General features: G+C 33.5%; 22 protein-coding genes. 8 read left to right on the top strand and 14 right to left on the bottom strand.

Features of this window, described 5'->3' with window-relative positions; translation table 11 throughout:
- Window positions 1–18: 18 nt before the first annotated feature.
- The 5 genes from Q0K76_RS06630 to tssB all read right to left on the bottom strand — a co-directional run bounded on the left by Q0K76_RS06630 (window position 19) and on the right by tssB (window position 5,960).
- A complete protein-coding gene (locus Q0K76_RS06630; protein ID WP_294613262.1) occupies window positions 19–1,779 on the bottom strand; it encodes an OmpA family protein in 1,761 nt (586 codons plus the stop codon).
- A gap of 11 nt (window positions 1,780–1,790) precedes the next feature.
- Window positions 1,791–2,456, bottom strand: a complete 666-nt coding sequence (gene tssL / locus Q0K76_RS06625) for a type VI secretion system protein TssL, short form (RefSeq protein WP_294613259.1) — start codon at window positions 2,454–2,456, stop codon at window positions 1,791–1,793.
- Window positions 2,457–2,466: 10 nt separating this feature from the next.
- Window positions 2,467–3,819: a type VI secretion system baseplate subunit TssK gene (gene tssK / locus Q0K76_RS06620; protein ID WP_294613256.1), complete on the bottom strand. Its 1,353-nt coding sequence runs from the start codon at window positions 3,817–3,819 to the stop codon at window positions 2,467–2,469.
- Window positions 3,820–3,856: 37 nt separating this feature from the next.
- Complete coding sequence (tssC, locus tag Q0K76_RS06615) at window positions 3,857–5,389, bottom strand: type VI secretion system contractile sheath large subunit (protein ID WP_294613253.1); 1,533 nt, start codon at window positions 5,387–5,389, stop codon at window positions 3,857–3,859.
- Between the two features lie 70 nt (window positions 5,390–5,459).
- Window positions 5,460–5,960 (bottom strand): type VI secretion system contractile sheath small subunit, encoded by a 501-nt coding sequence (tssB, locus tag Q0K76_RS06610; RefSeq protein ID WP_294613250.1) that lies wholly within the window; start codon window positions 5,958–5,960, stop codon window positions 5,460–5,462.
- A gap of 744 nt (window positions 5,961–6,704) precedes the next feature.
- Between tssB and Q0K76_RS06605 the strand changes: the two genes are divergently transcribed.
- The 5 genes from Q0K76_RS06605 to lysS all read left to right on the top strand — a co-directional run bounded on the left by Q0K76_RS06605 (window position 6,705) and on the right by lysS (window position 11,955).
- Entirely contained in the window at window positions 6,705–7,424 is a 720-nt protein-coding gene (locus Q0K76_RS06605; RefSeq protein WP_294613247.1) for a type 1 glutamine amidotransferase, read from the top strand.
- Window positions 7,425–7,484: 60 nt separating this feature from the next.
- Window positions 7,485–8,306, top strand: coding sequence for a VanW family protein (locus tag Q0K76_RS06600; RefSeq protein WP_294613244.1), 822 nt, complete (start codon window positions 7,485–7,487; stop codon window positions 8,304–8,306).
- Window positions 8,307–8,509: 203 nt separating this feature from the next.
- Entirely contained in the window at window positions 8,510–9,136 is a 627-nt protein-coding gene (locus tag Q0K76_RS06595) for a Fe-Mn family superoxide dismutase (RefSeq protein WP_294613241.1), read from the top strand.
- A gap of 171 nt (window positions 9,137–9,307) precedes the next feature.
- Window positions 9,308–10,406, top strand: a protein-coding gene (prfB, locus tag Q0K76_RS06590) for a peptide chain release factor 2 (RefSeq protein ID WP_363322409.1) whose coding sequence is annotated in 2 segments (ribosomal slippage) — window positions 9,308–9,382 and window positions 9,384–10,406 — 1,098 coding nt in all. Because the reading frame shifts where the segments join, the coding sequence is not laid out codon by codon here.
- A 31-nt stretch (window positions 10,407–10,437) separates the two neighbouring features.
- Window positions 10,438–11,955, top strand: coding sequence for a lysine--tRNA ligase (gene lysS / locus Q0K76_RS06585; RefSeq protein ID WP_294613239.1), 1,518 nt, complete (start codon window positions 10,438–10,440; stop codon window positions 11,953–11,955).
- A 229-nt stretch (window positions 11,956–12,184) separates the two neighbouring features.
- On the opposite strand, the gene Q0K76_RS06580 is transcribed toward lysS, so the two are convergent.
- Window positions 12,185–13,405, bottom strand: a complete 1,221-nt coding sequence (locus tag Q0K76_RS06580) for a uracil-xanthine permease family protein (RefSeq protein WP_363322417.1) — start codon at window positions 13,403–13,405, stop codon at window positions 12,185–12,187.
- A 128-nt stretch (window positions 13,406–13,533) separates the two neighbouring features.
- Entirely contained in the window at window positions 13,534–14,160 is a 627-nt protein-coding gene (gene upp / locus Q0K76_RS06575; protein WP_294613233.1) for a uracil phosphoribosyltransferase, read from the bottom strand.
- A gap of 250 nt (window positions 14,161–14,410) precedes the next feature.
- Here upp and Q0K76_RS06570 point away from each other — a divergent pair, with 250 nt between their 5' ends.
- Window positions 14,411–14,770, top strand: coding sequence for a DUF805 domain-containing protein (locus tag Q0K76_RS06570; protein WP_294613230.1), 360 nt, complete (start codon window positions 14,411–14,413; stop codon window positions 14,768–14,770).
- A 68-nt stretch (window positions 14,771–14,838) separates the two neighbouring features.
- Here Q0K76_RS06570 and gntR read toward each other — a convergent pair whose 3' ends face one another.
- The 4 genes from gntR to Q0K76_RS06550 form a co-directional block, all read right to left on the bottom strand.
- A complete protein-coding gene (gene gntR / locus Q0K76_RS06565; protein ID WP_294613226.1) occupies window positions 14,839–15,843 on the bottom strand; it encodes a gluconate operon transcriptional repressor GntR in 1,005 nt (334 codons plus the stop codon).
- Window positions 15,830–16,528 (bottom strand): uracil-DNA glycosylase, encoded by a 699-nt coding sequence (gene ung / locus Q0K76_RS06560; protein ID WP_294613223.1) that lies wholly within the window; start codon window positions 16,526–16,528, stop codon window positions 15,830–15,832. The genes gntR and ung overlap by 14 nt, the downstream gene beginning before the upstream one ends.
- Window positions 16,529–16,626: 98 nt before the next feature.
- Window positions 16,627–17,766 carry a glycoside hydrolase family 88 protein gene (locus Q0K76_RS06555; protein WP_294613220.1) on the bottom strand — a complete coding sequence of 380 codons (1,140 nt, stop codon included), beginning with the start codon at window positions 17,764–17,766 and terminating at the stop codon, window positions 16,627–16,629.
- Between the two features lie 50 nt (window positions 17,767–17,816).
- Entirely contained in the window at window positions 17,817–19,337 is a 1,521-nt protein-coding gene (locus Q0K76_RS06550; RefSeq protein ID WP_294613217.1) for an MFS transporter, read from the bottom strand.
- Between the two features lie 308 nt (window positions 19,338–19,645).
- On the opposite strand from Q0K76_RS06550, the gene Q0K76_RS06545 reads away from it, so the two are divergent.
- Complete coding sequence (locus tag Q0K76_RS06545) at window positions 19,646–20,209, top strand: DJ-1/PfpI family protein (RefSeq protein ID WP_294613214.1); 564 nt, start codon at window positions 19,646–19,648, stop codon at window positions 20,207–20,209.
- A gap of 247 nt (window positions 20,210–20,456) precedes the next feature.
- The gene (gene grcA / locus Q0K76_RS06540; RefSeq protein WP_294613212.1) at window positions 20,457–20,840 is read left to right on the top strand and encodes an autonomous glycyl radical cofactor GrcA; all 384 of its coding nucleotides are present in this window, start codon (window positions 20,457–20,459) and stop codon (window positions 20,838–20,840) included.
- A gap of 145 nt (window positions 20,841–20,985) precedes the next feature.
- On the opposite strand, the gene Q0K76_RS06535 is transcribed toward grcA, so the two are convergent.
- The 3 genes from Q0K76_RS06535 to Q0K76_RS06525 form a co-directional block, all read right to left on the bottom strand.
- The gene (locus tag Q0K76_RS06535) at window positions 20,986–22,065 is read right to left on the bottom strand and encodes a hypothetical protein (protein ID WP_294613209.1); all 1,080 of its coding nucleotides are present in this window, start codon (window positions 22,063–22,065) and stop codon (window positions 20,986–20,988) included.
- 385 nt (window positions 22,066–22,450) lie between these two features.
- Window positions 22,451–23,098, bottom strand: a complete 648-nt coding sequence (locus tag Q0K76_RS06530; protein ID WP_294613204.1) for a peroxiredoxin-like family protein — start codon at window positions 23,096–23,098, stop codon at window positions 22,451–22,453.
- Entirely contained in the window at window positions 23,085–23,591 is a 507-nt protein-coding gene (locus Q0K76_RS06525; protein WP_294613201.1) for a MarR family transcriptional regulator, read from the bottom strand. Before Q0K76_RS06525 ends, Q0K76_RS06530 begins: the two co-directional genes overlap by 14 nt.
- Window positions 23,592–23,629: the final 38 nt, after the last annotated feature.

The following is a 23,629-nucleotide window of genomic DNA, read 5'->3' as shown; positions in this document are numbered from 1 at the left end:
TGTTTTTGTTTCACACTTCTAGTTTCCTTTTGTCAAAACGCAGTTTGACATTTGAGGAACTAAACTAATTTCTACCCGTCTGTTTTTGGCACGATCTTCAAGAGTATCGTTGCTAACTAACGGTTGTTTTGCTCCATACCCTTGTATTGCAAAACAGGTTTCCGGTATATCACTGGTTTTGATAATCCAGTTACGTACCGCAGTTGCACGATCGAGTGATAATTTTATGTTTTTATTTTCATCACCCGTCGAATCTGTATGTCCCGTAATTAAAATAAGCCATCCTGTTCCTTGGTTAGCATTGATTTGTTTTTTCATTTCAACTAATGCATTAATTAATACTTTTGTTGAATCTGGTTTTAAGCTAGATTGTCCACTTTCAAATAATGACAAGCTGTCTAAACGAATCAATGGTGGCGGCTCTTTCATAATAATTTCTGTTTGTTTGACAAATATCTTTTCTGGCTCTGGTGGTTTAGCTACATAATCACTCATTGAAATATTTAATGGTTCAACTAATTTTTGCCCCTTATAAAGTCCCATTCCTAAACGAACTGGTTCACCTTGCATAAAATATTCATTCAACATGGTCCTATCGTCTTTTAGTAGCTCAAGGGCTTGTTTCTTTTCATCGTAACTATCCATTGAGATTAACCGGTAATGATTCATATCATTTTGTATTTGATCAGCTAGCTTGAGGTTATTCCAGAATGACGCCCCCAAACATCCCATAATAAATACTGATGTGATCATAATTAAATTACAGATCATTTTATAAAAAGGTGGAAACGGATAGGCAATGGGCATAAATTTAACTAATGCATCAGGTGGGCTAATACCGTCTTGTATTTTATGTGTATTAGGCAGTGATAATGTAGTGATGCTTTGCCACAATTTTTGCATAACGTTATCACTAATGTTCATTTGATTAGTTGGATAAATTGCTGTTGCTGTCGGTACACATTTTGTAATAGGTTGTTTGGTATCGATTAATGTTGTTAATATCACGCTTTCAATCCAAGATTGGGCTTCATTTAAAAATGGACGAAGTCGTAATCGTCGTTCTCGTTCTTCAGATGGTATTTTGATATCATTAACCCAGTTGTTTAATGGAGATAAATAACTATCAAGTAAGTACAACTTTTGATTTACTAACTGATACCAGTAAACTGGCAATGGATTATTTTCATCATAAATTAAGTCATTAAAACCAATATGTGTCGATAAATAGACCGGCAATTGATATTTTGCGATTCGACAAGTATCTACCCAGGATTGACGAAATGCTTGTAATTTAGCTATTAATAATCCTTGTTTATCTTCTAATTCAGGTGCAACAGCTAGAAATAAACCAACCCTTCCTAACATATCAGGCCATTTTGCAACCAACGAATCATAGACAATAGGTAAATGTGCATACTCATCAACATATATCCAAACAGCCTCAGATGAGACAAGAACATTAGATTCAGCTAAAGATAAATCATGTGGGAAAAAATCTTTTGCCGCACTACCTGTTACTAATAAAATAGGTAAACGATAGCGTTGCCTTGCAGGCAATAAATCGAGTTTTTGAGTTAGGAACTGAATATTTGCCGTTGACGAGATAAGTATTTGTCGGTAACGCTTTATTCGCCATAATAATCCATAGGAAACAGCTAAGACTAAAATGGTACCTATAATCTTCCAACCAATTGTTATCGGTAAGAAAACAAATAACAGCAATAAGCTTAATATGACCGCGTAAATAATCTGGATGCGCTTAGAGTAATCGCTCATAAAACTTCCTTTTAGCCAACAATTTGTTTAATTAATTTATCGAGTTGATTATCTAATACAAAATAAAGCATAACTACCAATACAACAGATATTGCAGTACAAGAAAGCAACATTGTTTTGCGTCCCCAATAACGATAAATCTGTGTTTGTTCAATAATTGGGTGTGATTGATCTGGCTCATATTCACGCACAGCTTCCCGTAAGGCTAAAATTAGATGCTCACGCTCCATTTGCGGTTTGTCGAGATAACATCCTTGGAAACCAAGTCCTAACACCCTGTCAAAACAACTTAAAACCAATGTTTCTTTTATATCCGCTTTTAAACGTGATCGTATTTTTTCAAATAAATCATAACCTGCATTGTGTGTATTAAAAAAGACAACTTGCAGCGGAGCACCTAACCACTCATCATAGTCTTGATTTTTGGGGTTATCACGATCACAAAGTAATACCGTTTCATCTAATAATGCACACAAGGCATAACTAATATCATCAATTACATCTTGACTATATTGTGCGTTATATAATTCTTCACGAACGGTTGTAACTTGCTGTTTACAATTCTCATATAATTTATGTACTGATGGGATATCAGCCTTTGTTTTCAGTTGTACCACAACCAAAATTGAGTCTCGTAATAATTCATCAATAACAAGTGTTTTTGGTTCTTTACTCATAATCTTGATCCTATGATCGCAAAACAGCGAAAAGTTCTAACGAAATATCCGGCATTGCTCTTGGTACATAAAATTCACAACATCGAGTCATCAACATATTTTTCGCGGCACTATGTGAAAGATCTAATGCAAAATATTGATTCTCTAAACGCATTGGTATTGCTGCAGGTACATGGCTAAGTGCTTTAATTGGAATTCCAGATAATGCTGAGTGTATAATTTGCCTTACATCATCTGGAGCACCGGCTTTACATAGTATTGGGAACTGTGACTGCAATTGATGGCCCGGCATACTTGAACGTACAGAAAGATAAAAATCTGCATCTTCAACAAGTCGTGAGTCATTTAAACGTCCCGTCCATAATGTATCTTTATCATGAACCAAATCAATTTTAATTACACGTGATGGTAAACTTTCTTCTAACAAGTTACGCACTAATCCAAATAGTGGCGGAAATACGTCATTAAGATTAGTGTGTTGATAAGTAGGAATACCATCAACATCATTGGCCAATGAAAATGTTAGCAATGCTCCTGTTAACGCCGTTAATGTTTGATAAAGGTTTTCTGGGTGAATAGTTGGATTATCACGTAAAAATTTTAATTGCGGCTCAAATGTATTTAATGCATTTAAAAGCCAGAACAATGAAACATCAGCAATTGCAAATTCAGCCATTTGCTGATTACGTTCATGGCGCATACCCATTAAACGTTGGCGCTTTGCCTGTATTTGAATACATAAAAGTTCTAACTCTTTCACTAACGTTCCACTTTGGGTAATTAAATTAACCAACGGTGGAAGATATTCAAAATCAAGTACAAATCTACCATTGAGATCACGTTTTAGACGTGCAATTGGGCAAGTTAAATATTCACTGAGATCTTCAAAGTCAAATAAAAAAGTCAGTGCATAACGTTCCACGGCTATTATTTCGGCATTTTGACCAAACAGATCGGGAACTTCAATCCATTCTTGTCGATAACGCAGTGGTCTTTCAAGCCGTTGATTGTCTTGCAAGCAGTTTCCGCCATTTGCTTGTAACAAAGGAATACCAACAAATACGATGACTTCTTCAAGTTCAACCGGTATATCAGTATTTAGTGATCTGGCATCCGGTAGCTTGTCGGCTACATCAGTATTAATTACTACACCATCAAGGAATCGAATGCTAATTGATTCTGCCATTAATTTATCAGCAGTAAGCGCTTGTGTATCAATGGCTAACTTTTCAATTCCCCACGGATTAGCCACTGACATTGCAGCTAACTTCTGTGAAGTAAGCTGCTGCCACAATTCTTGTTGCTGGAATTGTTGGGGCGTCAAAAAGACGCCCTCATTCCATAAAGGACGAAAAATCTTCATATGTCCTAACACTCCCAGGTTTTTGATATTAACGATATTAATCTTTGGCTTTAGGCATCTGCGATACCATAGATAAATTAATATCCATTCCTTCAATCTGGAAATGAGGGATTAAAAATGTTTTAACACGGAAAAATCCTGGATTATCTTCAATATCTTCAACAATTACTTTTGCTTCTCGTAATGGATGAGACGCTTGAACTTCATCACTAGGATCTGTCATTTCCGTAACAAGATTACTAATCCATTTATTTAATTCAAGTTCTAATACTCGACGATCTTTGGTTGTACCGATATTTTCACGTTGAATTACTTTCAAATAGTGAGCAATACGTGACAATAAGAAGATATACGGTAAACGTGCATTAATCCGGCTATTAGCGGTTGCTTCTTTAGTATCATAAAGTGCTGGTTTTTGTGCTGAGTTTGCAGAGAAGAAGCACGCATAATCTCTGTTTTTATAAAAAGAAAGAGGGATAAAACCTAAATTGGCAAATTCAAATTCACGTGTTTCTGGAATCAGAACCTCTGTTGGAATTTTAACTTGATTGCCTGTTCCCAAATCATAAAGATGGATCGGTAGATCTTCAACCAGTCCTCCTGCTTGAGGTCCTCGAATTTGGACACACCAGCCATTACGAATAAAACTTTGTACCATATTAGCAGCAAAAGCAAATGATGCATTAGCCCATAGATAACGATTATGTTCAAGACCTTTAACGTCTTCAGTATAGTTAAAACTACGTACCGGAACTGTTTCTGGACCATAAGGCAAACGTGCCAATACTCTTGGTAAAGTGAGCCCTACATAACGTGAATCATCGGTATTACGGAAACTGTTCCATTTTGTATACTCTGCACGATCAAAATAGTTTGCAATATCCTTAATAGCTGCAACTTCTTCCATGGTTTCTTTACCAAAGAATTTCGGACCGACAGAACCCACAAACGGCATATGTGCAGCTGCTGCTACTTTTGAAATATTACGTAGCAAAGCAATATCTTGTGGACCACGATCGAACTCATAATTTGAGATTGCCACACCAATTGGTTCGCCACCTGGAGTGTCATATTCTTGAATATAAGTATGTCTATAAAAGCCTGTTTGAACAATTTCTGGCGCATCTTCAAAATCTTGACGAAGCCCTTCTTTTGATACATCTAATAATTCGATTTTTACATTACGTCGGAAATCGGTACGACTCACTAAAAATTTCAATCCACGCCATGTTGATTCTATTTCTTGAAATGTTTCATTATGCATAATAACATCAAGCTGACGGCTTAGTTTTTGATCAATTTGGCTAATGTGGTAATCTAATAAATGTTTATCTAATTTATCGATTTTTTGAGATGAATTTTGAATTAACTTGAGTAAAACATTAACTGCCATCGTAACGCGTTCATCTTGAGAAGATTCAAAAAGTACATCATTATTTTCATACTTTTCAATCTCACCTGCTTTTTGAATCGGATTTAAATTAATCTTGCTAAATAGTGATTGGTAAACACTATTATTATCTTCTATAACTGATTTTTTTGTACTCTTTTGTTCTTTTTGTACGTCCATGGTATTTCCCTTACTTTTCCATTAAAACGATATAATTTTTTTTAACTTACTGAACTATTATTTTGATAATTTACTTGGTACTTTCAGATATAATTGAGTCTAATTCAGCACGAAGCTCTTCGGATAAATGTTCATCTTTCACTATTTTTTCTAGCTCATAACGAAATGTTGCGTTATCTAATAAATTCGATTTCAAATCTCTCAACAAATTACGCATAGCAAGTAAAGATCGAAGTTGAGGAATTCTTTTAGCTACCTGTTCAGGAGAAAAGTCATTCATGGACTCAAAAGCCAAATTAACACTGAAATCACTTCCGTCATCAGCAAGTGTATTAGGCACACTAATATTAACTTCAGGTTTAAAATCTTTTAATACAGCATCAAAATTGTTCTTATTGATTGATACCTTTTCTTTTTCTGAAAGAGTGCGTTTATCTTTACCTCGACTATAATCACCAATAGATAAGATTTTTAATGGCAACTCAACCTTCTTTTTTGCTCCACCAGTATGAAGATCTAAAAAGATATTGACTCGGGCAGGAAGCACTTCATTTTGATAGCTATTTGACATAATTTTTTCCTTATGAAATTAATTACTTACATAATATTAATTAGATAACCTATTACAGATAGTAAAATACCTAATTTATTAGCAAATGACAATATAATTACTTAAATTTATATAAAAAAATTTATTTTAACAATAAAAACATAGATCTAAACTGATCTCATGATTATTTTAGAATAGAAAATATCAGTAGTAGTAGGTAAAATTTTATCAGGAAAAAATATAAATTTGAAAAATTTAATTAAAAATATATATATTTCATATATTTACATCAATGGTGAATAGGTAATATTTTTTGAAATAGTTTACTATCTGATCAGATAATCACTAACAATTTTTATAAGGATAACTCACTTCTTATCTTATATTGGGATTTTTCTATGGACTAATTTTAGAAAAAATAAAAAGAAATATAATTTATCCGCTTGCTCGTATACTTTTTATATGAAGAAATAACTTATATGAATTTTATTAGATATGAATTCGCAGTTTAAAAAATAACCTTACGAAGATTAAAACCTGATAAGGATAATTTTTGTAGAATCCAATACTTTTCAAAAATGAAATTTTTATATTACGAATTTTTTGAATTTTGCTTCCAAAACTCAATATTGTTATTGATAAACAAAATTATCCATAATAACTAGTGGTCAAAAATCATCATATATAATATTTTATATACTTTCATCAAGTGACGAGTTTGTTATAACTTTGTTAAAGGTATTTAGGGTAAAGAGGAATTTAATAATGCATATACATTTTATTATTCATGAAGATTTTGAAGTACCTGGCGCATATGAACAATGGGCAAGAAATCATCATCACAAAATTAGTTATTCTCGTGTATATCTTAATGAAGCTCTTCCTAAAAATATCAACGATATTGATTTTGTTATTATCATGGGTGGGCCACAATCTCCTTCAACGACCAAGCAAGAATGTAATCACTTTGACTCTCAAGCTGAACAAGCAGTAATTTTAGCCGCTATTAAAGCAGGTAAAGTGGTGATTGGTGTTTGCCTTGGTTCACAATTAATTGGCGAGGCTTTAGGCGCAAACTATGCACATAGTCCAGAAAAAGAAATTGGTAAATTCCCTATTACATTAACTGAAACAGGCAAAAATCATCCTTTATTTAGTGACTTTGGTAATACCTTGGAAGTTGGTCATTGGCATAATGATATGCCAGGTGTAACCAAAGAAGCACAAATAATTGCTTACAGTGAGGGGTGTCCTCGGCAAATTATTGCCTATGATAAATTAGTTTACGGCTTCCAATGCCATATGGAACTGACCCATGAAGTCATTGAATTACTGATTACTCATTCACAACAAGATCTTAGCCAAGCAGCCAAATACCGCTTTGTTGATACACCTGATATTTTACGTTCTCACGATTATACTAAAATGAATCAAAAACTTTTCACTTTTCTAGATAAGTTAAGTCAATACTACCTTTTGGGTTAAGAAAATTGATATACAATGACTGGTTATATTCATATTTAATATTAAGGATTAATAAAAAATATGTCTAACAATAAGATTGATAAACCTAAATACCGCAGTAAGTTGCGACTAAAATTAGGTAAAGAATATTTTATACTTAAACGAAAAATTTACTGGTGGCAACATCGCAACGCCTTTAGTAGCATTGATATAAACAACAGCTCATGTTGTTTTTCGCATAAAAAACATCAATCAATTTTGCTACGACCACTCAAAAATGTAGATATGTATTTACAGTATAATAAAATCACCAATTTGCGATTAGCAATTGATAAACTTAATGGTTCTATTATCAAACCTAATCAACGTTTTTCAATCTGGCAAAAAGTGGGGCGTCCATCAAAAAAGCGAGGTTTTTTAGAAGGACTTTCTCTACATAACGGACAAATAGGTAAAGATATTGGTGGAGGGTTATGCCAATTAGGTAATTTAATTTATTGGATTGTATTACATTCTGAACTAACCATTACTGAACGTTGGCGACATAGCTTCGATGTCTTCCCTGATATTAATCGTACCATTCCATTCGCCTGCGGTGCAACATTATCTTATAACTATATTGATTTACAGTTATTGAATAAAACCAATATCACTTACCGACTAAACCTCTGGCTTGATGACCAATATTTACATGGCGAATTATTAGCTGATGCGCCGTCGAATTATCATTATGAAATTTTTGAAACCGATCATTGTATCGAACAGCAATGGTGGGGGGGTTATACGCGTCATAATAAAATATGGCAACGTAAAACACATTTGATTGATAATCATATCGAGGAAAAACTCATCAGTGAAAATCACGCCATTATGATGTACACCCCATTTATATCAAATAATTAGGATCAATAATTTTATTTTAACTTTATGAAGTATTAAGATAAAACTGTATAAGTAGAGTTAATCAATTAATTGATTTTTATTGGTGACAAAAGATTATTATTTAGATAGTTGATAACTATTCAAATAATAGTTTGTGAGCAATGTAGATAGCTCGTATACTGCAAAGAAATGCTGTTAATAACACTTTAGAAAGGAGCAATCTCATGGCCTACACTTTACCCCCACTACCTTATGCTTATGAAGCATTAGAACCGTACATTGATTCTGAAACAATGCATCTTCATCATGATAAGCATCATCAGGCTTATGTAAACAATGCCAATGCCACACTTGATTCTTTATCAGTAGAATTACAATCTCTATCTGCTGAGGCATTATTACAGAATTTGGATAAAGTCCCTGAAAATAAAGTATTAGCGATTAAAAATAACGTAGGTGGCCATGTTAACCATACTCTTTTCTGGGAACTCTTAAAAATTGGTACTGAACTTAAAGGCGAATTAAAAGAAGCAATTAAAAATGATTTTGGTTCTATTGAGACTTTTAAAGAAAAATTTGCAGCGGCCGCAGCTACTCGATTTGGTTCAGGTTGGGCATGGTTAGTCTTGAAAAACGGTAAACTGACAATTGTTTCAACCGCAAACCAAGACTCACCACTAATGGGCGAAAAATTTGCTGGTGTTTCTGGTACCCCAATTTTAGCGCTTGATGTTTGGGAACATGCTTATTATTTGAAATACCAAAATCGTCGAGCAGATTATATTAGCGCTTTTTGGAATGTAGTGAACTGGGATAAAGTTGCTCAATTATATGCAATAGCTAAAAAATAAGCTGACATTACCACAAAACTATCTTAAAGATGGCAATTAAATTGTCATCTTTTCTCTCTTCTAATTGTTAATTTATTTGTTCTAAAAAATTGGTATTTGCTAAATTGTACTTAAATCCGCTACAATGAGCGATTACGAAAACTCAGAAAATTATGCATTCAATATAAACACATGTTTGAAATTAATCCTGTTAAATCAAAAATAGCCGAGCTTACCGAGCGCACAGCTGTGATTCGGGGGTATCTTTGACTTTGATGTCAAAAAAGAACGACTTGAAGAAGTCAATGCCGAATTAGAACAATCTGAAGTCTGGGCCGATCCAGAAAAAGCACAAGCGTTAGGTAAAGAACGTGTAGCTCTCGATGAAATTATTAATACAATTAACGCATTAATACAAGGTCTTGATGATGTCGAAGGTCTGCTTGAACTTGCTATTGAAGCCGAAGATCAAGACACCTTTGATGAAACTAACTTTGAATTAGAACAATTAGAACAAAAATTAGCAAGACTTGAGTTTCGTCGAATGTTTTCGGGTGATTATGATAGTGCAGATTGTTATTTGGATATTCAATCTGGCTCTGGCGGTACCGAGGCACAAGATTGGGCCGAAATGTTACTTAGAATGTACTTACGTTGGGCTGAATCAAAAGGCTTTACCAGCGAAGTTATGGAAGTGTCAGACGGTGATGTGGCTGGCATTAAATCTGCCACCATTAAAGTGTCTGGTGACTATGCTTATGGCTGGTTACGTACAGAAACAGGTGTCCATCGTTTAGTCCGAAAAAGCCCTTTTGATTCAGGTAACCGTCGTCATACCTCATTTGCATCAGTTTTTGTTTATCCTGAAATTGACGATGATATTGATATCGATATTAATCCAGCGGATCTGCGCATTGATGTATACCGTGCATCTGGTGCGGGTGGTCAACATGTGAATAAAACAGAATCAGCAGTTCGCATCACTCATATTCCAACGGGTATTGTTACTCAATGCCAAAACAATCGTTCCCAACATAGCAATAAAGATCAAGCAATGAAGCAGTTAAAAGCAAAATTGTATGAACTTGAAATGCAGAAAAAAAATGCGGAAAAACAGCAAATGGAAGAAAATAAATCCGATATTGGTTGGGGGAGTCAAATTCGTTCTTATGTATTGGATGATTCACGTATTAAAGATCTACGTACTGGTGTTGAAACACGTAATACTCAAGCCGTGTTAGACGGTGATTTAGATCAGTTTATTGAAGAGAGCTTAAAAGCAGGTTTGTAAACCCGCTTATTAATGAATAAAAGGTAAAACTATGTCAACAAATCAGCAAGAACAGCAAAATCAAATTGAAGAGTTAAATAATGAGCTCAAAGCACGTCGTGAAAAACTAGCACATATTCGTGAACAGGGTATTGCGTTCCCGAATGATTTTCGTCGTGATGCAATTTCAAGTGATCTTCATAAATTCTATGATGATAAAACGAATGAAGAACTGATCGAAAAGAAAATCATGGTAACGGTTGCAGGACGTATGATGATGCGTCGCATAATGGGTAAAGCGTCATTTGTTTCTCTACAAGACGTAGCTGGACAGATTCAACTTTATGTCACTCGTGATGATCTTCCGGAAAGTTACTACAATGAACAATTCAAGAAATGGGATCTCGGTGATATTGTCGGAGCTAAAGGTTATTTGTTCAAGACAAAAACGGGGGAGCTCTCTATTCACTGTGAAGAAATTCGATTATTAACTAAAGCACTACGCCCGTTACCTGATAAATTCCATGGTCTTGCTGATCAAGAGATGAGGTATCGCCAACGTTACTTAGATCTAATCACTAATCAAGAATCACGAGATACTTTCAAAGCTCGTTCGCAGGTGGTAACTGAAATTCGTAATTTCATGCTTGAAAACCATTTTATGGAAGTTGAAACGCCAATGATGCAAGTTATCCCTGGCGGTGCATCGGCTAAACCATTTATTACTCATCATAATGCACTTGATTTAGATATGTATTTACGGATTGCCCCAGAGCTTTTCTTAAAACGCTTAGTAGTTGGCGGGTTTGAACGAGTATTTGAAATCAATCGTAACTTCCGCAATGAAGGGGTTTCCCCAAGGCACAACCCCGAATTTACTATGATGGAAATGTATATGGCGTATGCTGATTACAAAGATTTGATTGTATTAACCGAAGCACTATTCCGCCGCTTAGCTATTAATGTGACTGGTAATCCGGTGGTACAATATGGCGAACATACTTTTGATTTCGGTAAACCATTTATCAAAATGACAATGCGCGAAGCGATTTGTCATTATCGTCCTGAAACTAACAATGCTGATTTAGATGATCTTGATAAAGCACAGGCCATTGCCAGTTCAATTGGTATCAAAGTTGAAAAAGGTTGGGGATTAGGTCGAATTGTTACCGAAATTTTTGAAGAAGTCGCTGAATCAAATTTAATCCAACCAACCTTTATTACTGAATACCCAGCCGAGGTATCACCTCTTGCTCGCCGCAATGATGAAAATCCATTTGTAACCGATCGCTTTGAGTTCTTTATTGGTGGACGTGAAATTGGTAATGGTTTTTCAGAACTTAACGATGCTGAAGATCAAGCACAACGTTTTGCTGAGCAGGCATCTCAAAAAGATGCTGGTGATGATGAAGCTATGTTCTATGATGAAGATTATATTACTGCTCTTGAACACGGTTTACCCCCTACCGCAGGGCTTGGCATTGGTATCGACCGCACCGTTATGTTATTTACTAATAGTCATACTATTCGTGATGTCATTTTATTCCCAACCATGCGCCCAATAAAGTAAAGTGATTTTATCATTTATTACTAAGACTCACTTATTTTGCCATAAGTGAGTTTTAATACTGAAACGTATAGTTAACCTGAAACATCTTTACAAACTATTTTAGATCATCAATAAAACAAGATTATCATAAGATCTTTTCTTAAAAAGACTACCGTGAAACTCATTTAATTCTATTTGCCGTTAAATTATTAATATAATTAACGGCATGGTTAACAAGAATTAATCTGAACTATTTGTTTTTTTGGTAAGGTAGAATCAAATTGAGGACAATAGCTAAAATTCCACACAAACTGATGCCTTGTAATGCATAAGAGCCAAAATCAAAAATCATCCCACCTATACCAAAAACTAAAACTAATGAAACTATGCACATATTTCGTGATACAGAAAGATCGACTTTATGTTTAACTAAAATATTAATACCGACTGAAGCAATTGAACCAAATAACAACACCATAATGCCACCCATTACAACAGTTGGAATGGAACTTAAAAAAGCACCAATTTTACCAATAAAAGACATTAAAATAGCCCAAATTGCGGCCCAAGTCATGACGCGAGTCTTAAAATTACCAGTCAATGTTACAGCGCCAATCACTTCGGCATAGGTAATACATGGTGGTCCTCCCAAGAGTCCAGCTGTTGAGGTAGCCAGTCCATCACCGAGTAATGTACGTTGTAAACCTGGATCGCGAGTATAATCTTTACCCGTTACTGAACTGATTGCCATAATATCGCCAACATGTTCAATTGTTGGGGCAATAACAATTGGAATCATATATAAAATGGCTTGCCACTGAAATTCTGGGAAAGTGAAATCGGGAACCTTAAACCAAGGAGCATCAATAACAGGTTGAAAATATACAATACCAAAAATACAAGAAAAAATATAACCGACAATGATACCCGAAATAATAGGTACTAATTTAAAAAATCCTTTAGCCCAAATAGCTACAATTAAAGTTGTTAATAGTGATGCCATTGAAATAATGATTAATTGATAATGTTCAGCTTGATAAGCACTATCTTTTCCCATAGCCATACCAACTGCTACCGGCGCAAGCGACAAACCTATCACCATAATAATTGGACCGGTCACTACTGGCGGTAAAATGCGATCAATAACTTTATTACCATTAATCTTTACCAAAAAGGCAAAAAACATAAATACAAAACCCGCAATGAATAGACCGCCTAAAGTAGCTGGAATCCCCCACTGTGCAACACCAAAAGAAATGGGGGCAATAAATGCAAATGAAGAAGCCAGAAACACGGGGACTTTACCTTTAGTGGTTAGTTGAAACAACAAAGTACCAACACCAGCAGTAAATAATGCCACATTAGGATTTAATCCGGTTAAAAGGGGTACTAACACTAATGCACCAAATGCAACAAATAACATTTGTGCACCCGTTAAGATATCTTGCCAAGAGTGTTTAGATGGCAATATATGATTTTTTACCTCATCAGTTGTATTAATCACGTTGATCCTCTCTTATTCAACTTAATAATTGTCATACAATCTTTTTAATTAGCAGACATAAAAAAACCGGATAAACCGGTTTAAAATTCGTGATTTTATTTTGTGCCGAATATTTTATCTCCAGCATCACCAAGCCCAGGTAAAATGTAACCTTTATCATTTAATCGTTCATCTATTGATGCAGTGTAGAGTTCAACATCTGGATGGGCTTGTTCTAAGACCTTAATACCCTCAGGTGCGGCAACTAATACTAACACTTTGATATTTTTACAACCGGCTTTTTTAAGCAAATCGATTGTCGCAACCATAGAACCACCGGTTGCAAGCATTGGATCAACAACTAATGCCATACGGTCTTGAATATCTGAAGTTAATTTTTGGAAATACGGTACAGGCTCAAGAGTCTCTTCGTTACGGTAAAAACCAACGACACTAATGCGCGCGCTTGGGACATGCTCAAGCACACCATCCATCATGCCTAAACCGGCTCTTAAAATAGGTACAACAGTAATTTTTTTACCTTTAATTCGTTCAACTTGAACAGGTCCACACCAACCTTCAATGGTAACAGTTTCAGTTGGTAAATCAGCTGTTGCTTCATAAGTTAATAAACTGCCAACTTCACTGGCAAGATCACGAAAATCTTTAGTGCAAATATCATGTTCACGCATTAAACCAATTTTATGGCGTACAAGAGGGTGTTTTACTTCAACTATTTTCATAGGGGGCCTCAGTGTTATTTTCTTTAATAATTAAGTAGGTATAAATAACCACTGAGCGGTAATTTTAACATAGATACAAAAAGATGAAAATGGGAAAACATTATGAATATGAAATATAAATATCTTTAAACTAAAAAATAATTAAAAAACACTTTTAATTTCTTTTATTTTTTTATTAAAATAGCGCCCCTGAGAAAATATCTCAATTATTATTAATGATTAATAATGTGTAAAATAAGGAATAAAAACAATGAATTGGTTTATTAGCTGTATTACTAAAGATTATGCAAATTTTAGCGGAAGAGCGCGTCGTCAAGAATATTGGATGTTTATCTTATTTCAAATTATCTTTTGGTTAGCATTAGCGTTAATTGGCTCGTTAAGCGAAATGATAGCTGGAATTATGGTTATCGTTTTTTTCATCTCTTTGCTGGTATTTTTTATTCCAAGTTTAGCGGTTACAGTACGTCGTTTACATGATACAGATAAATCTGGCTGGTGGTATCTTATTTCATTTATTCCCTTCGGTTGGATTGTTTTAATTATTTTCATGTGTATTGATTCAACACCAGGCAGTAACCAATATGGCGAAAATCCTAAAGGATTATAATTTGCAGTCAACCTCATCAACTTATGTGTGATGAGGTGCCTTAATTTATTATAATATTTTTTAACTGACTAAATACTCTCACCATCCAAATATTCAACAGATAACTCAATGACTTTTTGATCAACCGTTTCTCCATTAATCCGTTTTAATAATAATTCAGCAGCAATTTTACCCATTTCAATTCTGGGTGTAAGTATAGAGGCCAATTTTGGATTCATATATTGACCAATCTTATGCCCATGAAATCCAACAATAGCTATCTGTTTAGGCACCTCAATATTTATCCTTTGACACTCTAATAATACTCCTAATGCTAAATCATCATTAGTACTAAAAATACCATCAACACAAGGATATTCTTTTAAAATTTTATGCAAAAATCTGGCTCCTAAATCATAAGATGAAGATTCTGTTGTCGCTAATGTGAATGATTTTAAACCAGCTTCATCCATTGCTTTTTCATAACCTTTTTGCCGAATAATACTTCTCTGATCCTGTCGAGCACTAAAATAAACTATATTCCGACGTCCTCTGTCTATCATATGGTGAATCATATTTTTAGTTGCAGTGAAATTATCAAATCCTACTGCCATATCAATACACGGAGAAACACTATCCATAAGTTCAACTACTGGTACTTCGGAAATCTCAATCATTTTTCGAGTCGCTGCACTATGATTGCGTTCTGTTAATATTAACCCGTCAATATTATAAGCGAGTAGTGAACGCACGCGCATTTCTTCTTTTTCGGAACTATAACCAGTATGCGTAATCATAGTTTGATACCCTTTCACATCAGTAACCATTTCTATACCTTTTAGAATATCTGCAAAAACTTGGTTAGTTAAAGATGGAAAAACAATACCAATCGCATGACTTTTTGCATTAGAAAGCATATCCGGAGCTTTATTGGGGATATATCCTAACTTATCAATAGCGGCGGAAATTTGTAACTGTAGTGGTTCAGAAACTAAAGTTGGATCACGTAAAAAACGACTTACCGTCATTTTACTTACCCCAATCAAATTGGCAATTTCTTGCAAACCTGTACGACGTTTTTTATTGATCCGCATTATTTGTTTCCGGTAGTTGTGGTTGCCAATCAATTGGTGTTTTACCTTGCTGGATAATAAGGTTATTAGTTTTTGAAAAATGCTTACAACCTAAAAATCCGCGATGAGCAGATAAAGGAGAGGGATGGACTGAAGTTAACACATGATGTTTTTGACGATCAATAAATTGACCTTTTCGTTGCGCGGGTGAGCCCCATAACAAAAAAACCACACCATCAAGATATTTATCAATCGCAGCAATCACATGATCAGTAAAGGTTTCCCAACCTATTTTAGCATGTGAATGAGCTTGTCCAGCTTCAACGGTTAATACTGTATTTAATAACAGCACTCCTTGAGTTGCCCAAGAAGCCAAATAGCCATGCGAAGGGATGTTAAAATTATCAATATCAGTAGATAATTCTTTATAAATATTCAATAACGAAGGTGGTGGTTTAATTCCTGGCAAAACAGAAAAAGAAAGCCCATGAGCTTGGTTGGGTCCATGATAAGGGTCTTGCCCTAAAATTACTACTTTGATATCACTAAACGGTGTGAAACGAAACGCATTAAAAACATCATGCTGAGGGGGGTAAATTACCTTCCCCTCCGCACGCTGTGATGTGACAAACTGCATTATTTGCTGGAAATATGGCTTCTCTTTCTCCGCACCAATGACATCATGCCATGTTAATGGATTACTCATATTATACCTAATTATTATTTTATATGACTTAGTTACATTATTTAGAATAATTATACCTAAAAATAATAATAAACCTAATATTAATCAATATTAATCCATTAAATAAAAACTCTTAAATATTCTGTTAAACATAAAATAGCCATTGCTTGACCATAAGGCATTGATGTTAATGGTACATTTTTATAATATTCCATGTCCTTGCCCATTGCGGTTCCAAATGAGACATTAAGTAACGTTCCACTATCATCAATGTTGTTCATTACACCTTGAATAGCTTTTTCAGCTATTGGAATGTAATCATTAGAGATATAACGTTTTCTAATAGATTTTAATATACCATAGGCAAATCCAGCGGTTGCTGATGTTTCAAGATATGAATCAGAATCATCAATAATGGTATGCCATAAACCGCTCTCGTCTTGGTATTTAGCTAATGCTTCAATTTGTGCATTTAATACTTCGATCAAAATTTTCCTGATGGGATCATTTTCGTTAAAATCAAGTAATTCAATGAATTCGGGAATAACAATTGTGAGCCAGCTATTTCCTCTTGCCCATCTTGCTTTTGCAAAATTATGATTCCCTTCAAAAGTCCAACCATGAAACCAAAGTCCGGTTTGACGATCCATAAGATATTGTATATGAATTAATATTTGGTAAATTGCTTCTTGAATATATTCGGGTTTATTTATCAGTTTCCCAATTTTTGCTATTGGTAGTACACTCATCATCAAAGTATCATCCCATAGCTGTTGATGATTTTCATTGTTGTATACAATATGTTGTAAACCACCAAATTTAGTTCTCGGCATTTCATACATTACCCAGTCAGCCCATCGTTCTAAATACGGTAAAAAAATAGGATTTTTAGTTTCTTCATAACGATACGCTAAGGTTAAAAAAGGACAAACAGTATTAACATTTTTAGTTGGTGTTCCTTCTAATAAACGTTGTTTAAACCAATCATCAATAATATTAAGTGTTTTTTGATCACCGGTTTGTAAATAAAATTGATACATGCCATATAGACCAATTCCATGAGTCCACTCCCAACCACACCAACCTTTAGTGTCAATAACTCGACCATCATCTAGACGTAAAAGAAATTCACCTGTTTCATCTTGAATATTAATTAAGTTATTAACTATCTTTTGAATTAATTTTTGTAGTTCTGACCGAGTAATCAAATACTCAGGTTTACAAAGCAACTTACTATGTTTTACGGGGAAAATTTGCATGTCCTTTTACCTCTAATTTTACTTTAATACTAACAACGAATAATACAATCCTATTTTTTCTTATAACCAATATTATTATTACCCCAGAGCTCGGCAACTGGCATTCCAGTAAGCATTTCTACAATTGGTTTCCCTTGTTCACTAATTCTTTTTTCAGAGTTAGCTCCTCTACCTTTCATATTATTAATTTCACCAATCAATACCTTATGAGTGCTCAGATTTAACTTAAATTTCAGTGAGATAATAAAACCTAAAATTAAAACAAAAATGGTGCCGACAACTAATAAAAATAAAATAGTTTGTGAAACTTTTTCCGGTTGTTGATTTTGTCCAGTAACAAAACCTGACCATTGTAGACATACGCCAATTAACATAACTGCGCCAGCTTGAGAGGCTTTACGAGTGAAAGTCATCACACCTGCAAAAATACCTTCTCGGCGTTTACCTGTAATCATTTCGTCGACATCAGAAATATAAGTATAAATATTCCATGGTACATAGTTGATACCTCCACGGCCCAATCCGGCAATGGCTGAAATAGTAATTAACAATGTATGTATATGACTTAAATTGCAGTACCAAACAATACCATAAGCTAAACAGCTAATACCAAAAATAGTTACTACACCTCGATATGATGGAGCGGGGCCATATTTAATACATAATGGCATCATACATAAAACAGCTACAAATTGTGTTATAGACATAGTGCCTATTAACATCGATGCCACTGTTGGTTCTTGTAACAACACAAAAATAACATAGTATGTAAATACAGCATTAAATACGTCTTGAGCAATATATCCACCTAAATACATGCCTAAATGTTGTCTAAATATTTTAATTTTAAAAGTGGATAACAACTCAATGATTAAATGTTTAAAACTTTCTTTGAATGATAACGATGCTGCCTCTTCCTCAGCTTGTAATGCTTCTTTGGATTTAAACTCTTTAGGCCTTTCCCATGTAAATAAATACACCATAGTAAGAGCAAAAGAACACAAAATAGAAAAAACTAAGCTAGCGTAAAAAAATGATATGGCATTATCTTTACCAAAATAACTAAGTAATATTCCAGGTAAAAAACCAGCTAAAATAGCAGACAATTGAGCCATAGAAATACGTGCACCCGAAAATTTCGTTTTTTGTTTAAAATCATCAGTCATTTCTGGCACTAGCGTTTCGTATGGAACAAGAACCATTGTATAAACGATATCAAAGAAAAGATAGGTTAGTAGGTAATAAACATAACTCATGCCAGGAGCCCACATTACACTATAACTAAAGATTAATGGGATACCCAATAAAATGAAGAATTTACGACGACCAAAACGTTGACCTAAACGAGTTCGACCAAAATTGTCCGTCAAATATCCCATCAATGGGCTAATAACAGCATCGGCAACGCGTGCAGCGGCAAAAATAAAGGTTGCTTCAATTGGGGATAAATGACAAAAATTAGTATAAAAATATAGTAACCATGCAGCAGTCAACGCAGTCGTTCCCGCACCTAAAAAATCACCAGATCCATATGCTAAGTAGTTTTTTAAACCTATAACTCTATTTTTCATTTTGACTCCTGCTTATTTTCTCAATTCACATCTATCGTAAATTGCCATTAACTATAAAGTGCGCATATACATCTAAAAATAATGTTTTATCTCTCAATAAAACTAAATATCTATTTTAGATATGGTAAATAGTCTATGGTGAGTAAGCTAGTTACACCTTAAACTCAATGCCAACTTTCTATAAAAGTGGCAAAAATTTAAAAGTCGATGTGATTCACCTCACAAATGTTTTATTTTTATTAAATTTTTTATAAAAAATATAAAAATTTATGAAACAATGATTCATCTTTTTTACAAAGAGTGATGATATGAACAATTCTAAAGTAGCAATTTTATTAGCGGAAGGTTTTGAAGAGGCTGAGGCAATTATTATATTTAATGCCTTATGTCGAGTTAAAATTGATGTAGAACTCTTAGCATGTCAGAATAATTTAGTAGTAAGTAGCTACCATAAAGTTAACATGGAAGCACATGCCTTGCTTAAAGACAGAGAAACAACATTATATGATGCAATTATTCTTCCTGGTGGACCTGATGGCACCATAAATCTGGGTAGTAACCCTGATGTTATTTCATTTATTCAATTACATGATGAAGCAAGAAAGTGGATTTGTCCGATATGTTCAGCGGCAGTAAAAGTATTAAATAAAAATAAATTACTTCATGGTCGAAGATATGTCTGTTCTGGTGATTTATATAAAACGGCAAATGATGGTATTTATGTTGACCAAGATATTGTATTAGATGAAAACTTATTTAGTGGCAGAGGTCTAGGCGTCGCTTTCAAATTTGCATTTACATTGGCTGAATTATTACAACTTGATAAAAAAGAGATTCGTTTTCAAGCTGAACATATCTATGTAAATTACTAAATCAATTATTTATCTACTATGATTATTTCTTATTATTTATGGGATAATTACTATGTAGCTTTGGGTTGATATATTCAGAAAATAAAATCACAATTTATGCTACTGATACCATATTAAATATGACCAAAATACAAACAAAGGCACTACTTATCGAATTAATAGCTTTTTTTGACTTTAATCAAATTTTGGAAGTGATATAGTAACAACAACTTAGTTAGAGCAATGACGCTCATAGGAGGTTCTTACAATGATTACAGGTATCCAAATTACTAAAGCAAACAATACTGCACTTCTTAATTCTTTTTGGTTATTAGATGATGCAACTAAAGAAGCACGTTGTGTTGCTGCTAAATCAGTTTATAAAGAAGATCAAGTTATTCCAACTGCGGATCTTGGTCAATTCGAATATCGTGAAGTGCCATTAGAAATTGCCCCAACAATAAAAGTTGAAGGTGGTCAACATTTAAATGTAAATGTACTTCGTCGCGAAACATTAGAAGATGCGGTTCAACATCCAGAAAAATATCCGCAATTAACAATTCGTGTTTCTGGTTATGCTGTACGTTTTAACTCTTTAACAGCGGAACAACAACGTGACGTTATCGCTCGTACATTTACCACTAAAATGTAATAAAATCGAGTTCAAGTTCAAATAAAGGATGATCTAAAAAATTAGGTTATCCTTTTTTTATGACTAAATATATATAAAAAACTAATAATTGCTAAAGCGAACTGAGAAAGTAGCTATTAATAATAATTACTTTTAAGCTTGCTGTTTATTCTACCCAACTTAAGTACTGTGACCAATATGGATCAAAATTACATTCAATTTTAACTGATAACGTTTTGTATTGTTTTGCTATTTGTTGTGCTAGTTGAAGCGCCAAGTGTTTATCTCCTACATGCCATAACATATTTCTAGTACCTTGACTAAAACTATTTTGACAATGGATACCTCGTTTATCTGTACATAAAGCAATATTGATAGCATCTTCTAATTCATAAACAAGGGAAAGGACTGCTTTACTGTTTACATCTGCTATTATATTAAGTGCATAACAATAATTTGTATGACCTACTAGAGCATTAGCCGCTTCATTACGGTGTACTAACATATTGCCATTAGATTCATTATGACTAGCTAACTCAAATACAGTCCATTGGTCTTCTTCATTATTAGGAAATACACCAGTGTGTTTTAAATCTTCTTTCCAGATACTATCAAAAATAGTTACAAATTCATTAGCTGGCATTGTGGTAACTGTATCTTGAGCTACTTCTAAAAACTCTATAGCCACGACTCTAACAGCCAAGTCATATTCACCCAATATATGATCGAGAATAATTAATGCCATTGTTTGTGCTTGTGTCAGCATCTCTTCAGGAATAGTTTTGCCAAATAAAATACCAAGAGAGATTTTACGATGATCTTTTTTATATTGAATTAACAAATCAGTTGTACCTAAAGAAAAGGAATCATCTCTAAGTTGTATAGTAAAACTATCCACATTTTTGGTTCGCTGACGAAATGCTTCTATTTCAAAAAAATTAAGGTCAGGCGCTTGTTTGGTAATTTCCATCACTTGCTCAAACTGCTCAATTTTCCCATCTGATGTAAATATAATTTTATGGTTCTTTTTAGAACCTTGAGTAACTTCGGCAATAACATCTAACTGATTTTCATTTAAAAGATTATTGAGGGTTTCCATTATATCGATAAGCTCAAGTTTATTAAAAGATTGTTCAGATGTTTTCACCTGTTTCCAGAAAGCTTGAATTGCAAGGCTTAACTGATCTTGTGTGCTTTGTTCTTTTTGTGTACCTAGAATGTTAGACCATAATTTTTTAAAAAACATAAAGAATTCTTCCCTAAAAGATAAAACAGTTATTAATAGACTAACTGATTTAAAATAATAAAAAGTAAACAATAAAACAAAAATTAAGTTAATCGCTATCGTTAAAACTACCAGTAACATTGATATAGAAATTATTACTGCAAAATATCATTAATAGAAAATAACATAGATCATTTTAGTGTTTTTTTATAGTAACACGGTCTTAACCTGATAGACACTCTATTGAGATCGCTAATTGTCATGATAGATTTTAGCCACTACAAATAATGTTATCCTATATCTATTGTTTTCATATTAGAAAAACTTGTTTTCTACAAAATGCTATTGTCAACAAATTATCTTTACTATTAAATAGCATTTCTGTTATCAACAATTTTATACCTAACTAGTTTCTTTTTAGAACATTAACCAATTCAGATATATCAACTCTTTCCATATAATTAACATTAATATAAGAAAATAGAATTTGTTTATCTTGTCCAATTAAGTAAGTCGCAGGGATTGGCAATTGATAACTGTCATCACCATTGAATTTCGGTATATCTGCTCCAAGATTTTGGTATAATTCTCTAACATTTTGCGGTAATGTAAATACCAAACCATATTGCTGAGCAATATGATTACCTACATCCGATAAAATAGTAAAATCTATGGCATTATCTTGTTGTAATTTCGCGCTAATTTCTATCTTTTGCGGAGAAATAGCAATAAAATGCACATTACTAACTTGTTGTAGCTGTTTTAAATTATTTTGAAAATGTTGTAACTCTTTTACACAAAATGGACACCAACTTCCCCTAAAAAAACTAATAATAACAGGTTTAGTATTGAGTAACTCATATAAATTAACTTTTTGTTTTTTGGTCGATATTAAAGAGAAATCTGGTGCAATATTCCCTTTTTTTAATGCGTGACTATCCAAATTTTTAGTTAACATGTCCGATAATGAATTAGCCATAATATTTAACATATCTTTAGGTAACTGCGTAGACATATCTTTTTGTAAAACTTTCAATTCTTCAATTGTTTTCATTTAGTTGTTCCCTTTTTGACACATTCTTATAAATTTGTTGTAGTACTTTTTTAAATGTAGTGATATCTTTTTCGGATAGATTTGTTGTCATTTTCTCAATCCAGAGACTATGCTGTTTTAGCGTTTCCGCAAGTAAATTAGTTCCTGCCTGAGTTAGCGACACTTGATAAATTCTTCTATCATTTTGATCATTTCTTTTTGAAATTAGCCGGTCATTAACTAATGAACTAATCAATGTTGTAGTTGAAGCTTTTGTTATTCCAAGTAATTTGGCAATATCTTGTAGTGGTAATTCTTGGTATTCTTTTAATAAAACTAAAATAATTAATCGACTTTCAGACAGTTGAAATTCTTGTAAACGTTTAGCACATTCAGAATCGATTGTATTAGCCACAGACAAAAGCGTAAAACATGTTTTGATTTTTTCCAAATCTACGATTTTTTCTTTTTCTAAAATATTACAAAATGATAAATATCGATTTTCTAATTGCATACATTAATCTTTAAAATTAGTTAGCGCCCTTACTAATT

The organism is uncultured Gilliamella sp. (assembly GCA_945271295.1).
Lineage (GTDB): Bacteria > Pseudomonadota > Gammaproteobacteria > Enterobacterales > Orbaceae > Gilliamella.
Note: the sequence above shows the minus strand (reverse complement) of the source record. Positions and strands in the feature narration are given on the sequence as shown.

Coding starts and splice junctions, on each gene's coding strand:
- Q0K76_RS06630 (WP_294613262.1), bottom strand. CDS start 1,779: ATGAGCGATTACTCTAAGCGCATCCAGATTATTTACGCGGTCATATTA.
- tssL (WP_294613259.1), bottom strand. CDS start 2,456: ATGAGTAAAGAACCAAAAACACTTGTTATTGATGAATTATTACGAGAC.
- tssK (WP_294613256.1), bottom strand. CDS start 3,819: ATGAAGATTTTTCGTCCTTTATGGAATGAGGGCGTCTTTTTGACGCCC.
- tssC (WP_294613253.1), bottom strand. CDS start 5,389: ATGGACGTACAAAAAGAACAAAAGAGTACAAAAAAATCAGTTATAGAA.
- tssB (WP_294613250.1), bottom strand. CDS start 5,960: ATGTCAAATAGCTATCAAAATGAAGTGCTTCCTGCCCGAGTCAATATC.
- Q0K76_RS06605 (WP_294613247.1), top strand. CDS start 6,705: ATGCATATACATTTTATTATTCATGAAGATTTTGAAGTACCTGGCGCA.
- Q0K76_RS06600 (WP_294613244.1), top strand. CDS start 7,485: ATGTCTAACAATAAGATTGATAAACCTAAATACCGCAGTAAGTTGCGA.
- Q0K76_RS06595 (WP_294613241.1), top strand. CDS start 8,510: ATGGCCTACACTTTACCCCCACTACCTTATGCTTATGAAGCATTAGAA.
- lysS (WP_294613239.1), top strand. CDS start 10,438: ATGTCAACAAATCAGCAAGAACAGCAAAATCAAATTGAAGAGTTAAAT.
- upp (WP_294613233.1), bottom strand. CDS start 14,160: ATGAAAATAGTTGAAGTAAAACACCCTCTTGTACGCCATAAAATTGGT.
- Q0K76_RS06570 (WP_294613230.1), top strand. CDS start 14,411: ATGAATTGGTTTATTAGCTGTATTACTAAAGATTATGCAAATTTTAGC.
- gntR (WP_294613226.1), bottom strand. CDS start 15,843: ATGCGGATCAATAAAAAACGTCGTACAGGTTTGCAAGAAATTGCCAAT.
- ung (WP_294613223.1), bottom strand. CDS start 16,528: ATGAGTAATCCATTAACATGGCATGATGTCATTGGTGCGGAGAAAGAG.
- Q0K76_RS06555 (WP_294613220.1), bottom strand. CDS start 17,766: ATGCAAATTTTCCCCGTAAAACATAGTAAGTTGCTTTGTAAACCTGAG.
- Q0K76_RS06550 (WP_294613217.1), bottom strand. CDS start 19,337: ATGAAAAATAGAGTTATAGGTTTAAAAAACTACTTAGCATATGGATCT.
- Q0K76_RS06545 (WP_294613214.1), top strand. CDS start 19,646: ATGAACAATTCTAAAGTAGCAATTTTATTAGCGGAAGGTTTTGAAGAG.
- grcA (WP_294613212.1), top strand. CDS start 20,457: ATGATTACAGGTATCCAAATTACTAAAGCAAACAATACTGCACTTCTT.
- Q0K76_RS06535 (WP_294613209.1), bottom strand. CDS start 22,065: ATGTTTTTTAAAAAATTATGGTCTAACATTCTAGGTACACAAAAAGAA.
- Q0K76_RS06530 (WP_294613204.1), bottom strand. CDS start 23,098: ATGAAAACAATTGAAGAATTGAAAGTTTTACAAAAAGATATGTCTACG.
- Q0K76_RS06525 (WP_294613201.1), bottom strand. CDS start 23,591: ATGCAATTAGAAAATCGATATTTATCATTTTGTAATATTTTAGAAAAA.